The sequence below is a fragment of the Pseudomonas gingeri genome, assembly GCF_013386115.1.
Classification (GTDB): Bacteria; Pseudomonadota; Gammaproteobacteria; order Pseudomonadales; family Pseudomonadaceae; genus Aquipseudomonas; species Aquipseudomonas gingeri.
On record NZ_JACAOR010000007.1, the window covers coordinates 232,643 to 245,894 of the forward strand.

At 65.9% G+C, this 13,252-nt stretch carries 11 protein-coding genes; 9 read left to right on the forward strand and 2 right to left on the reverse strand.

Features of this window, described 5'->3' with window-relative positions:
- Nucleotides 1-86: 86 nt before the first annotated feature.
- The 8 genes from HX881_RS13460 to ppnP all read left to right on the forward strand — a co-directional run bounded on the left by HX881_RS13460 (nt 87) and on the right by ppnP (nt 9,681).
- Nucleotides 87-1,877: an acyclic terpene utilization AtuA family protein gene (locus HX881_RS13460; RefSeq protein ID WP_177084945.1), complete on the forward strand. Its 1,791-nt coding sequence runs from the start codon at nt 87-89 to the stop codon at nt 1,875-1,877.
- A gap of 12 nt (nt 1,878-1,889) precedes the next feature.
- Nucleotides 1,890-2,759, forward strand: a complete 870-nt coding sequence (locus HX881_RS13465) for an SDR family oxidoreductase (protein ID WP_177084947.1) — start codon at nt 1,890-1,892, stop codon at nt 2,757-2,759.
- A 3-nt stretch (nt 2,760-2,762) separates the two neighbouring features.
- Nucleotides 2,763-4,379 carry a geranyl-CoA carboxylase subunit beta gene (gene atuC, locus HX881_RS13470; RefSeq protein ID WP_177084948.1) on the forward strand — a complete coding sequence of 539 codons (1,617 nt, stop codon included), beginning with the start codon at nt 2,763-2,765 and terminating at the stop codon, nt 4,377-4,379.
- Between the two features lie 136 nt (nt 4,380-4,515).
- A complete protein-coding gene (atuD, locus tag HX881_RS13475; RefSeq protein WP_017125718.1) occupies nt 4,516-5,673 on the forward strand; it encodes a citronellyl-CoA dehydrogenase in 1,158 nt (385 codons plus the stop codon).
- A complete protein-coding gene (locus tag HX881_RS13480; RefSeq protein ID WP_177084950.1) occupies nt 5,670-6,461 on the forward strand; it encodes an enoyl-CoA hydratase/isomerase family protein in 792 nt (263 codons plus the stop codon). The genes atuD and HX881_RS13480 overlap by 4 nt, the downstream gene beginning before the upstream one ends.
- A 225-nt stretch (nt 6,462-6,686) precedes the next feature.
- Nucleotides 6,687-8,648, forward strand: a complete 1,962-nt coding sequence (locus HX881_RS13485) for an acetyl/propionyl/methylcrotonyl-CoA carboxylase subunit alpha (RefSeq protein WP_177084952.1) — start codon at nt 6,687-6,689, stop codon at nt 8,646-8,648.
- Nucleotides 8,649-8,770: 122 nt separating this feature from the next.
- Nucleotides 8,771-9,313 (forward strand): 3'-5' exonuclease, encoded by a 543-nt coding sequence (locus tag HX881_RS13490; protein WP_177084954.1) that lies wholly within the window; start codon nt 8,771-8,773, stop codon nt 9,311-9,313.
- A gap of 86 nt (nt 9,314-9,399) precedes the next feature.
- Nucleotides 9,400-9,681 carry a pyrimidine/purine nucleoside phosphorylase gene (gene ppnP, locus HX881_RS13495; protein ID WP_017125714.1) on the forward strand — a complete coding sequence of 94 codons (282 nt, stop codon included), beginning with the start codon at nt 9,400-9,402 and terminating at the stop codon, nt 9,679-9,681.
- A gap of 53 nt (nt 9,682-9,734) precedes the next feature.
- Here ppnP and HX881_RS13500 read toward each other — a convergent pair whose 3' ends face one another.
- Nucleotides 9,735-11,522 (reverse strand): ABC transporter transmembrane domain-containing protein, encoded by a 1,788-nt coding sequence (locus HX881_RS13500; protein WP_017125713.1) that lies wholly within the window; start codon nt 11,520-11,522, stop codon nt 9,735-9,737.
- Nucleotides 11,523-11,799: 277 nt separating this feature from the next.
- Here HX881_RS13500 and HX881_RS13505 point away from each other — a divergent pair, with 277 nt between their 5' ends.
- The gene (locus HX881_RS13505; RefSeq protein ID WP_017125712.1) at nt 11,800-11,976 is read left to right on the forward strand and encodes a PA1571 family protein; all 177 of its coding nucleotides are present in this window, start codon (nt 11,800-11,802) and stop codon (nt 11,974-11,976) included.
- 58 nt (nt 11,977-12,034) lie between these two features.
- On the opposite strand, the gene pdxB is transcribed toward HX881_RS13505, so the two are convergent.
- Nucleotides 12,035-13,177 carry a 4-phosphoerythronate dehydrogenase PdxB gene (gene pdxB / locus HX881_RS13510; protein WP_177084956.1) on the reverse strand — a complete coding sequence of 381 codons (1,143 nt, stop codon included), beginning with the start codon at nt 13,175-13,177 and terminating at the stop codon, nt 12,035-12,037.
- Nucleotides 13,178-13,252: the final 75 nt, after the last annotated feature.

A 13,252-nucleotide genomic window follows, 5' to 3' on the forward strand; every position in this document is an offset into this window, starting at 1 on the left:
AGCGCTTGGGCTAAACTTGCCCCCGGGATTTACAAACCAAGCGCTTGCTTGGTAGTCTCATTGCATCCCTTTCGGAGAGTGTGCGGATGAACAGGACGGTTCGTGTCGGTTGTGCCAGCGCCTTCTGGGGCGATACCTCTACCGCCGCCCGACCGCTGGTGGAAGCCGGACGCCTGGATTACCTGGTGTTCGACTACCTGGCGGAGATCACTCTGTCGATCCTCGCCGGAGCGCGCCTGAAAGATCCGGGGGCCGGCTACGCCACGGACTTCGTCGAAGTGCTCGAACCCCTGCTGGCGGATATCGCCCGGCAACGCATCCGCGTCATCAGCAATGCCGGCGGGGTCAACCCGCAGGCCTGCGCCGCCGTCCTGCAACGGGCCTGCGACAAGGCCGGGGTGGCCTTGAAGATCGCCGTGCTGCAAGGCGATGACCTGCAACCGCAGTTCAAGCAACTGGCCGCCAGCGGCATCCAGGAAATGTTCAGCGGCGCGCCATTGCCAGGGTTTTGCGTCTCCACCAACGCCTATCTCGGCGCTCCGGGTATCGTCGAAGCCCTGCGACTGGGCGCGGATATCGTGATCACCGGGCGGGTGGTGGACAGCGCAGTGGTCAGCGCCGCCCTGGTGCATGAATTCGGCTGGCCCTGGAGCGACTACGACAAGCTGGCCCAGGCGGCCCTGGCCGGACACATCATCGAGTGCGGCGCCCAGTGCACCGGTGGCAACTTCACCGACTGGCGCGATGTGCCGGACTACGAACATATCGGCTTCCCGATCGTCGAAGTCAGTGCCGACGGCAACTTCATCGTCAGCAAGCCCGACGGCAGCGGCGGCCTGGTCAGCCCGCTGAGCGTGGGCGAGCAGTTGCTCTACGAGATCGGCGACCCGCGGGCCTATCACCTGCCGGACGTGATCTGCGACTTCACCCGGGTGACACTCGCCCAACACGGCGAAAACGCCGTCAGCGTGCGCGGCGCCAGGGGCTTGCCGCCCACCGGGCAATACAAGGTCAGCGCCACCTGGCCGGAGGGTTTCCGCTGCACCGCCAGTTGCCTGATGGCCGGCATCGATGCCGTGGACAAGGCCCGGCGGGTCAGCCAGGCGATCATCGACAAGACCGGGGAAATGTTCCGCCTGCGCGGCTGGGCGCCCTACAGCGAAGTGAATATCGAACTGCTCGGCAGCGAGGCCACCTATGGTCCCCACGGCCTGCGCCAGGACAGCCGCGAGGTGGTGATCAAGCTCGCCGTGCGTCATCCGGACAAGCAGGCCCTGGTCCTGTTCTCCCGGGAAATCGCCCAGGCCGCCACCGGCATGGCGCCGGGCCTGACCGGCATTGTCGGCGGAAGGCCGACGGTGTACCCGCTGATCCGCCTGTTCTCCTTCCTGATCGACAAACAGCGCTGTGAACTCGGCGTGCACATCGACGGGCAAGTCCACCCCTGCGCCCTGCCCGCCCTCGCCTCGTTCGATCCGGCCGATGTCGCCGAAGACCTGCCACCACCACGACCGCAAGGCCGCGCCGAAGCCAGCGTGCCGTTGATCAAGCTGGCGGTGGCACGCTCCGGCGACAAGGGCAATCACAGCAATATCGGGGTCATGGCCCGGCGCCCGGAATACCTGCCCTGGATCGCCGAGGCCCTGACCGCGGCAGTGGTCGTCGACTGGATGGGCCATGTCCTCGACCCGCTGCACGGGCGCGTCGAACGCTGGTACCTGCCGGGCACCCACAGCCTCAACTTCCTCCTGGAAAACGCCCTGGGCGGCGGCGGTGTCGCCAGCCTGCGCATCGATCCCCAGGGCAAGGCCTTTGCCCAGCAACTGCTGGAGATACAGATTCCCGTGCCGCAACAGCTTGCCGATCAACTTGCCTGAAGGACCGTCACCGTGGCCTACGCTTCCGTGTTCAAACCCGATCTGTTCAACGGCCAGACCATCCTGGTGACGGGCGGTGGCAGCGGCATCGGCCGTTGCACCGCCCACGAACTGGCCGCGCTCGGGGCCCGGGTGCTGCTGGTGGGGCGCAAGACCGAGAAGCTGCAAACGGTCGCCGCCGAGATCCATGCCGATGGCGGTAGCGCCGCCTGGCAGGCCTGCGATATCCGCGACGAAGACGCGGTGAAACAGCTGGTGAGCCAACTGCTGGCCGAACACGGCCCGATCCACGGCCTGGTCAACAATGCCGGCGGCCAATACCCGGCGCCCCTGGCCTCGATCAACCAGAAAGGTTTCGAAACCGTGCTGCGCACCAATCTGGTGGGCGGTTTCCTGGTGGCCCGGGAAGTCTTCAACCAGTCCATGAGCCAGCACGGCGGGAGCATCGTCAATATGCTCGCCGACATGTGGGGCGGCATGCCTGGCATGGGGCACTCCGGCGCCGCCCGCGCCGGCATGGACAACTTCACCAAGACCGCCGCCTTCGAGTGGGGGCATGCCGGGGTCCGGGTCAATGCCGTGGCGCCGGGCTGGATCGCCTCCAGCGGCATGGACACCTACGAAGGCGCCTTCAGGAAAGTCATTCCCACCTTGCGCGAACACGTGCCGCTCAAGCGCATCGGCACCGAGTCCGAGGTCAGCGCGGCGATTGTCTTCCTGCTCAGCCCGGCGGCGGCCTTCGTCAGCGGCAGCACCCTGCGCATCGACGGCGCCGCCAGCCTCGGCAGCCGGGCCTGGCCGCTGCAACCGGCGCGGCACAGCGAGTCGTACAACGGTTTCCACCGGGCCTGCCAGCCGGACGTGCTCAAGGACAAGGAGTAAGCCATGCCGGTGATCGAATCCCAGCTCGACCGTCAATCCGCCGATTTCGCCCGCCATCGCGACGCCCTGCTCGCCAGTCTCGAACACCTTCGCCAACTGGAGCAGAACCTGCTGGACAAGGCCGAACAGGCCCGGGACAAGTTCACCCGGCGCGGCCAGTTGCTGCCCCGGGAACGCCTGAACCTGCTGCTGGACCCCGGTGCGCCGTTTCTCGAACTGGCCAGCCTGGCCGGCTACAAGTTGCACGACGACAAGGACGGCAGCCAGGCCGGCGGCGGCCTGATCGCCGGCATCGGCTACGTCTGCGGGGTACGCCTGCTGGTGGTGGCCAACAACAGTGCGATCAAGGGCGGGACCATCTCCCCCAGCGGCTTGAAAAAGTCCCTGCGCCTGCAACAGATCGCCATGGAAAACAAACTGCCGGTGATCACCCTGGCGGAAAGCGGCGGCGCCAACCTGAATTACGCGGCGGAGATTTTCGTCGAGGGCGCGCGCAGTTTCGCCAATCAGGCGCGGATGTCCGCCATGGGCCTGCCGCAGATCACCGTGGTCCACGGTTCGGCGACCGCCGGCGGTGCCTATCAGCCGGGGCTGTCGGATTATGTGGTGGTGGTGCGCGGCAAGGCCAAGCTGTTTCTCGCCGGACCGCCGCTGCTCAAGGCCGCCACGGGCGAAATCGCCACCGACGAAGAACTCGGTGGCGCCGAGATGCACGCACAGGTGGCCGGCACCGCCGAGTACCTGGCGGAAAACGACGCCGACGGGATTCGCCTGGCCCGCGAGATCGTCGCCAGCCTGCCGTGGAACGCGCGGCTGCCGCTCTCGGCGGCGCCGGACTTCGCCGAACCGCTGTACCCCATCGACGACTTGCTGGGACTGATTCCCGACGATCCGAAAAAGCCCTATGACGTGCGGGAAATCATCGCTCGCCTGGCCGATGGTTCGAGCTTCCTGGAGTTCAAGGGCGAGTTCGACCAGCAGACAATCTGCGGCCATCTGCAGATCCAGGGGCGCGCCTGCGGGCTGATCGGCAACAACGGTCCGATCACGCCCAGGGGCGCGAGCAAGGCCGCGCAATTCATCCAACTGTGCGACCAGAGCTGCACGCCGCTGCTGTTCCTGCACAACACCACCGGTTTCATGGTCGGTACCGAATCCGAGCAACAGGGGGTGATCAAGCACGGCGCGAAGATGATCCAGGCGGTGGCCAACGCCCGGGTGCCTAAACTGACCCTGGTCGTCGGTGGCTCCTACGGCGCCGGCAACTACGCCATGTGCGGCCGCGGCCTGGATCCGCGCTTCATCTTCGCCTGGCCCAACAGCCGCACCGCGGTGATGGGTGGCGCCCAGGCCGGCAAGGTGCTGCGCATTGTCACCGAGGCCCGGCAGGTCAAGGATGGCCAGGACGTCGACGAAAAAATGCTCGACATGCTGGAACAGGTGACCGCGCAAAAACTCGACAGCCAGTCCACCGCGCTCTATGGCACCGCGAGCCTGTGGGACGACGGCCTGATCGACCCACGGGATACCCGGACACTGCTGGGCTACCTGCTGGATATCTGCCACGAGGCCGAGGTACGCCCACTGCACGCCAACAGCTTCGGCGTGGCAAGGTCCTGAGAGTCGAGGCCATGGGATCGTTCCGACTCGGTGGGAGCGGGCTGGCCCGCGAAGCTTTGATCTGTGACGCGGAGCGTCACCGGCTGCATTCCCACGCAGAGCGTGGGAACGATCACATCACAGGAGAACAACAACAATGATCTTTACCCAGGAACATGAAGCGCTGCGCCGTACCGTTCGCCAGTTCGTCGAGCACGAGATCAATCCCCATGTCGAGGAATGGGAAAAGGCCGGGCGCTTCCCGATCCATGCGCTCTTCCGCAAGGCCGGCGAGCTGGGCCTGCTGGGCATATCCAAGCCGGAGCAGTTCGGTGGCATGGGCCTGGACTACAGCTATTCGATCGTCGCCGCCGAGGAATTCGGCAGCATCCACTGCGGTGGGATCCCGATGTCCATCGGCGTGCAGACCGACATGTGCACCCCGGCCCTGGCGCGCTTCGGCTCCGATGCCCTGCGCGAGGAATTCCTGCGTCCGGCCATCAGCGGCGAGCAGGTGGGCTGTATCGGGGTTTCCGAAGTCGGCGCCGGCTCGGATGTCGCCGGGCTCAAGACCCATGCGCGCAAGGACGGCGACGACTATGTGATCAATGGCAGCAAGATGTGGATCACCAACTCGCCGAGCGCCGACTTTATCTGCCTGCTGGCCAACACCTCGGACGACAAGCCGCACGTCAACAAGTCGCTGATCATGGTGCCGATGAACAGCCCGGGCATAACGCTCAGCCCGCACCTGGACAAGCTGGGCATGCGCAGTTCCGAGACCGCGCAGATCTTCTTCGACGACGTCCGCGTGCCGCAGCGCAACCGCATCGGCCAGGAAGGCGCGGGGTTCATGATGCAAATGCTGCAGTTCCAGGAGGAACGGCTGTTCGGCGCGGCGAACATGATCAAGGGCCTGGAGTATTGCGTCGACAGTACCATTGCCTACTGCAAGGAGCGCCAGACCTTCGGCAGCCCGCTGCTCGACAACCAGGTGATCCACTTCCGCCTCGCCGAACTGTCCACCGAGATCGAATGCCTGCGGGCGCTGGTCTACCAGGCCACCGAGCAGTACATCAAGGGCCAGGACGTCACCCGCCTGGCGTCCATGGCCAAGCTCAAGGCCGGACGACTGGGCCGCGAGGTCACCGACGGCTGCCTGCAATACTGGGGCGGCATGGGCTACATGTGGGACAACCCGGTGGCCCGGGCCTATCGCGATGTCCGGCTGGTGTCGATCGGCGGCGGTGCCGACGAAATCATGCTGGGCATCATCTGCAAGCTGATGGGCATCCTGCCGGGGAAAAAACGATGAACGCCCTGCCCGCCTGCCAGACCCTGCGCCTGGAAGCCCACAACGGCGTGCTGCATATCACCCTCGACCGCCCGGACAGCCGCAATGCCATGAGCCTGCAGATGGTCACCGAGTTGCGCGCGGTGCTCGCCGCCGTGCGTGACGATCGCGCCGTGCGGGCCCTGGTGCTGTGCGGTGCCGGCGGGCATTTCTGCGCCGGCGGCGATATCCGCGACATGGCCCAGGCCCGTACCCAGGGTGCCCAGGCCTATCAGGCGCTGAACCGGACGTTCGGCGCCCTGCTGGAGGAAACCCAGCAGCAACCCCAGGTGGTGATCGCCGTGCTGCAAGGCGCGGTACTCGGCGGCGGCTTTGGCCTGGCCTGTGTCAGCGATATCGCGATGGCCGCGCATGACGCGCAGTTCGGCCTGCCGGAAACCGGCCTGGGCCTGTTGCCGGCGCAGATCGCGCCCTTTGTGGTCCGCCGTATCGGCCTGACCCAGGCGCGCCGCCTGGCGTTGACGGCCGCGCGCTTCGATGGCGAAGAGGCCGCGCGCCTGGGGCTGGTGCATTTTGTCGAGCGCGATAGCCAGGGCCTGGCCGAGCGCCTCGGCGAAGTGCTCGGCCAGGTGCTGCGTTGTGCACCGGGAGCGAATGCCGCGACCAAGGCCCTGCTGCTGGATGAACAGCCGCTGGGGCCGTTGCTCGATCAGGCTGCCCTGCGCTTCGGCGAGGCGGTGACCGGGGCCGAAGGCGTCGAGGGGACCCTGGCCTTTGTGCAAAAGCGCGCGCCGCGCTGGGCCGGCTGAGCATTCGCGGGCAAGCCCGCTCCCACCGGTATCCGGGTGCTCTCGGATCCACCCGCGACTCTTGTACGAACAATTGCCTGGTGCATGCCGTTGTGCCTGCCCCTTGACTCAAAGCCAGCAGATATCACGACGCCGACAATATGGGCGCCTGATCCGATCACCGTGGGAGCGGGCTTGCCCGCGAAAGCTGCCTGATTTTCAACACCGAACCAGAGGAATGCCACCATGCCCGCCTTCAGCAAGATCCTGATCGCCAACCGCGGCGAGATCGCCTGCCGGGTGATTCGCACGGCCAAGGCACAAGGCTATCGGACCGTCGCCGTCTACAGCGAGGCCGACGCGGCTGCCCGCCATGTGCAACTGGCCGACGAAGCCGTGTGCATCGGCGCGCCACAGGTGGCCGAATCCTACCTCAACATCCCGGCCCTGCTCGACGCCGCGCGCCGCTGCGGCGCCGATGCCATTCACCCCGGCTACGGTTTTCTCTCGGAGAACGCCGCCTTTGCCCGGGCCTGCCAGGAGGCCGGCATGCTCTTTATCGGCCCCAGCCCCGAAGCCATCGAGCTGATGGGCAGCAAGCGCCGCTCGAAAATCGCCATGCTGGCCGCCGGCGTGCCCTGTATCGCCGGCTACCAGGGCGTCGAGCAGGACGATGCGACCCTCGCCCGCGAAGCCGAGCGGATCGGTTATCCATTGATGATCAAGGCCAGTGCCGGCGGCGGCGGGCGCGGCATGCGCCGGGTCGACGAGCCCGCGCAACTGGCCGGGCAACTGCGCACCGCCCGCTCCGAGGCGCTGCACGCCTTTGGCTACGACGAACTGATCCTCGAACAGGCGCTGGTCGAACCGCGCCATGTGGAAATCCAGCTGTTCGGCGACCAGCACGGCAACCTGCTGTACCTCGGCGAGCGCGATTGCTCGATCCAGCGCCGTCACCAGAAAATCATCGAGGAAGCACCCTGCCCGGTGATGACCGAGGCACTGCGCCAGGCCATGGGCGAAGCGGCCTTGCAGGCCGGGCGCGCGGTGAACTACGTGGGGGCCGGGACCGTGGAGTTCCTGCTGGACGCCCGCGGCCGCTTCTACTTCCTGGAAATGAATACGCGCCTGCAGGTCGAGCACCCGGTCACCGAGCTGATCACCGGCCTCGACCTGGTGGCCTGGCAGCTCGATGTCGCCGCCGGACTGCCGCTGCCCTTGCGCCAGGAGCAGGTCACCCTCCGGGGACATGCCATCGAGGTGCGCCTGTATGCCGAAGATCCGGCCCGCGACTTCCTCCCGCAAACCGGGCAGTTGCTGGGCTGGGAACCGGACTTGGCGCAAGGTGTGCGGATCGACCACGGCCTGCTCGAAGGCCAGGTGATCAGTCCGTTCTACGATCCCTTGCTGGGCAAGCTGATCGCCCATGGCGCGACACGCGAAGAAGCCCGGCGCAAGCTCCTGCGCGCGGTCGAGGACTGCGTCCTGCTGGGCCTGGCCAGCAACCAGCGCCTGCTGGCGAACCTGCTCGGGCATCCGTTGTTTGTCGCCGGCGATTTCAGCACCGCCTTTATCGGCGAACACTTCAGCGCCGATCCGAGCCTGCCGCCCTATCAGCCGTCCAGTGCCGAACTGGCGCTGGCGGCGGCGCTTTTCCATGACGCGCAGGCGGCGCAGCATGCTGGCCGACTCGTCAACTGGCGCAACAACCCCGGCATCCCCCGGCACTATCGCCTGGGCCTGGGCGAGACCACGGCTGACCTGCTCCTGCTGGCCCGTCCCGATACGACGCTGCAGATCCGCCACGCCGACCGTGAGATCGAAGTGCGCGTACTGGAGCGGAACAGCCGCTGGGTAACGGTTGAACTCGATGGCGTACGACGTCGGCACGCCTATCGCCTGGACGCCGATCAACTGTGGCTGTTCACCCGCCCCGGCAGCCTGCATCTGCGCGATCTGAGCCTGGCGCCGGTGGCAAGCCGGACCACGGCCAGTTCCGGCACGGTGAAGGCGCCCATGGACGGGGCGATCGTCGAGGTGCTGGTCAGCGAGGGCAGCCAGGTCCGCAAAGGCCAGCTGTTGATGGTGCTCGAAGCGATGAAAATGGAGCATCCGCTGAAGGCCGCTATCGACGGCGTGGTCAGCCGCGTCCAGGCGGCCCGCGGCGACCAGGTGAAAAACCGGCAGGTATTGCTGGTGGTCGAATAGGCACCCCGGCTCCGTACGACAACTCACCGGGCGCCGATCAGGCAGTTTTCACGCAGAGCCTAGGCGGATGCGTTGGCTTTGGCTACGCTGAGCCGACTAGGATGCTGTCTTCGGAGCTCGAGATGCCGCACTGGCTGGTGATTGATCTGGAAGCCACGACGGATGACGGGGGCTGGCCGCTGGCGGAGATGGAAATCATCGAAATCGGTGCGACCCTGGTCAACCGCGAGGGCCGCGAGCTGGACCACTTCCAGCGTTTCGTACGGCCCCTGCGCAGGCCGCTGCTGACGCCTTTTTGCCGTGAACTGACGCATATCACCCAGGCCAATATCGACGGCGCCGCGCCGCTGGCGGAGGTCTGGGAAGGATTCGAGCGCTGGCTCGGCCAACACCGGGACCGCCTGGAAGGCTGGGCCAGCTGGGGCGACTATGACCGTCGGCAACTGGAACAGGATTGGCGGCAGCTGCAACTGAACAGCCTGCTGAGCCAGATCCCCCACGCCAACCTCAAGCAGCGTTTCGCCAAGGCCCGCAAGCTGCAAAAGCCCCTGGGCCTGAACGGCGCCCTGCAACTGGCGGGCATGCAGTTCAGCGGGCAACAGCATCGGGCGCTGGAAGATGCGCGCAACACCGCACGGTTGCTACCGCTGATCCTGCCGGGCTGAATACAGTTTCTTCAACGCGTGACGAGGCAAAACCGCTTCGGCATACTGACCGGCCAAATTTTCCAGCTCATTTCGAGGAATCGCCCATGTTTAAAGTCAACGAGTACTTCGACGGCACCGTCAAGTCGATTGCCTTCGCACAAGCCGAAGGCGCGGCCACCATCGGCGTCATGGCTCCGGGCGAATACGAGTTCGGCACTGCCCAGCGTGAAATCATGCACGTGGTGTCCGGCGCCCTGACCGTCAAGCTGCCCGACAGCAGCGACTGGGAAACCTTCGCCAGCGGCAGCCAGTTCAACGTACCGGCCAACAGCAAGTTCCAGCTGAAAGTCGCCGTGGAAACCGCCTATCTGTGCGAATACCGCTGAGTCCGGGCGAGCAACACCAGAACGGCGCCCACGGGCGCCGTTTTTCATGAGGGCTACTGGTGCGGCAGGGGTGCTTCGGACTCTGCACTCCGGGCATTGAATTGCAACGCCGCCAATCGCGCATATAGCGGGTTGCTGGCGATCAACTGGGCGTGAGTGCCGATGGCGACCAGCCTGCCCTGATCCATCACCGCGATCCGGTCGGCGTTCTGTACCGTGGCCAGGCGGTGGGCGATCACCAGGGTGGTGCGCCCCTGCATCAGGCTCGGCAGGGCTTGCTGGATCAGGTGTTCGCTCTGTGCATCGAGGGCGCTGGTGGCTTCGTCGAGCAGCAGGATCGGCGCATCCACCAGCAACGCCCGGGCAATCGCCAAGCGTTGGCGCTGGCCACCGGACAGGCCGAGACCGCCATCGCCCAGGTGGGTCCGGTAGCCATCGGGCATCTGCATGATGAAGTCATGGGCATGGGCGATCCGCGCCGCCTCGCGCACCTGCTCGTCACTGGCCGTCGGGTTGCCGTAGCGGATGTTTTCCTCGACGCTGCCGAAAAACAGCGCCGGACTTTGCGACACCAGGGCAAAACAGCGTCGCAGATCGAGCGGGTCGAGTTGGGTCAGGGGTTGCCCGTCGAGTAGCAGGCGGCCCTGTTGCGGATCGTAGAAACGCAGCAGCAGGTCGAACAGGGTCGACTTGCCCGCTCCCGACGGCCCCACCAGCGCCAGGGTTTCACCGGCCCTGACGGTCAGGTCGAGGCCGTCGATGGCGTAGCTGTCCGGTCGCGACGGGTAGCTGAAACGCAGGTTCTCCAGCACCAGGTTGCCACTGACCCGTTCGGCCAGCCGCACCAGGCCGCTGCTCGGCGCGGTGATATCGTTGCTCGACTGCAGCAGCTCGCCGATACGCTCCGCCGCTCCCGCCGCCCGTTGCAGCTCGCCGATCACTTCGCTGAGGGTGCCGAAGGCACTGCCGACGATCAGGCTGTAGAAGACGAAGGCCGCCAGTTCGCCGCCGGAGATTTTCCCGGCGATCACGTCCATGCCGCCGACCCAGAGCATCACGCCCACCGCCCCGAGTACCAGCACGATCACCAGGGTGATCAGCCAGGCCCGCTGGACAATACGCTTGCGCGCGGTCTGGAAGGCCTCTTCGACGGTCACCGCAAAGCGCCTTTCGTCCTGCACCTGGTGGTTATAGGCCTGCACGGTCTTGATCTGGCCGAGGGTTTCGGACACATAGCTGCCGACGTCGGCGATACGGTCCTGGCTCAGGCGCGACAGGCTGCGCACCCGTCGCCCGAAAATCAGGATCGGCGCCAGCACCAGCGGCAAGGCGACCACCACGATGCTGGTCAGCTTGGGATTGGTGATAAACAGCAGCACCACGCCACCGATGACCATCAGCGCGTTGCGCAGGAACAGCGACAGGGAGGAGCCGATCACCGATTGCAGCAAGGTGGTGTCGGCGGTCAGCCGCGACTGGATTTCCGAGCTGCGGTTGTTCTCGTAGAACCCCGGATGCAGGTAGATCAGGTGGTTGAAGACCTGCCGGCGAATGTCGGCCACCACCCGTTCGCCGATCCACGACACCAGGTAGAAGCGCGCGAACGTCCCCACCGCCAGCCCCAGCACCAATAGCAGGAACAGGCCGATGGACTGGTTGAGCAGGTGCGGCGACTGGGTCATGAACCCCTTGTCCACCAGCAGGCGAATGCCCTGGCCCATGGACAAGGTGATGCCCGCGGTGACGATCAGCGCCAGCAAGGCACCGACGGCCTGCCAGCGATAAGGGGCGACAAAACGGCTGGCCAGGCGGATGGCCCGGCGTTGACGAGCTGAAAGCATGAAGGCGGATCCGTGATGGGATGCACAGAGCCTACACCGAAGTTCGAGGGAACTTCTGCAAAACGCAATCAGTCAGGTTGATTATGACCGCGAACGCTAGCGCCTAGAGAAGATCGGTCTAACGCCCGGCTGGCGACCCGCCTTTATTTCTGTTGCACTGGTCATGCGGCGCCACGCGACATGAGGCGTGCGACAGAAGGATGTGCGGTAGAAGGTTGTCACAGCCTGGTCATGCCGCGGTTATACACTTGCCAAGTACCTGATGAGGAGACAGGCCATGGACTTGCAACACAGCACTAACCAGATCCCGGTGATTCGTCATCCCAAGCCAGAAGCCCTGGGCTGCGCGATTATCGACGCAGCAGGACGCGAAGTTCCGATCACCGAAGAAATGATCCAGGACGCCTGCCGCGAACTGGAACAGCGATTGGTCAAGCCTGCGCAGCAAGACTGACAGCCCGAACTCTTTTATCGACCCGGCCCTGCTGCCGGGTTTTTTCTGTCCGCCGCGATCAGACCGGCACGGCCCCCAGGGCCAGGACCAGTTGCCGCAACGCCGCCGACTCGCCGTTGATCTTCACCGCCAGCCCCTCGATTTCACGCCGCTCGGGATAGTGCTTGCGCAGCAGGTCGAACGCCACCCGCTGTTCGGCCACATTGCCGGTCAGGCTGCGGCGAAAGTCCGCGTCGTCGCGGCGCGGGTCGTACACCGCGCGGCAGATCATCGCCATGGCCCAGGCCGGATCGCAGTCGGCATTGAGGATGATTTGCGCCAGCCCCGGCGCGGGCAGCAGGTCGTCGAGGCTGACCACCGGCGCCTGGCCGATAAAGGCACAGTAGGCCTGGTAGATCTGCGCCGTGCCGCGCTGCTTGCCGTCGAGGCTGTAGCCGCCGATATGCGGCGAACCGATCACGCAGAGTTCCGCCAGCTCGACATCCACCTGCGGCTCGGCTTCCCATACATCGAGCACGGCCTGCAGGTCTTCGCGCTCCAGCAAGACGTCGCGCAGGGCGGCGTTATCCACCACCGGGCCGCGGGCGGCATTGATCAGCCAGGTGCCGGGCCGGAGTCGCCCCAACCGCTGGCGATCCAGCAGGTGCCAGGTCGACAGCGCCCCGGAACGGGTCAGGGGCGTGTGCAGGCTGATCACGTCGCACTGCTCGATGATCTGCTCCAGGTCGACATAATCGCCGCCTTCGGCCGCCTGGCGCGGTGGGTCGCAGACCAGCACCTTCCAGCCCAGGCCGCGCAGGACCTTGATCAGGCGCCCGCCGACTTCGCCGGCCCCGATCACGCCATAGGTGCGTCGGGCCAGTTCGGCGCCCTCGATCTCGGCCAGGGTCAGCAGGCTGCCCAGCACGTAGTCGACCACGCCGCGAGCGTTGCAGCCGGGCGCGCTGGACCAGTGGATGCCGGCCTCCTGGAAGTAGTCCAGGTCCAGGTGATCGGTACCGATGGTGCAGGTGCCGACAAACCGCACCGCGCTGCCTTCGAGCAGTTCGCGGCTGACCGGAGTCACCGAGCGCACCAGCAGCACATCCGCCCCGGCCACCGCCGCGCGATCGATGGCGCGCCCCGGCAGGCGGCGGATCTCGCCGAAACCGGCAAAAAAGGCATCGATCAGGGGGATATTCTCGTCGGCAACAATCAGCATGGCAGGCTCCTTTCGCGGACCCGCAGTGTGGCGCAGATCGCCAGCCGCGGCCAGTCGGCGATTGGCCCCGGAGAC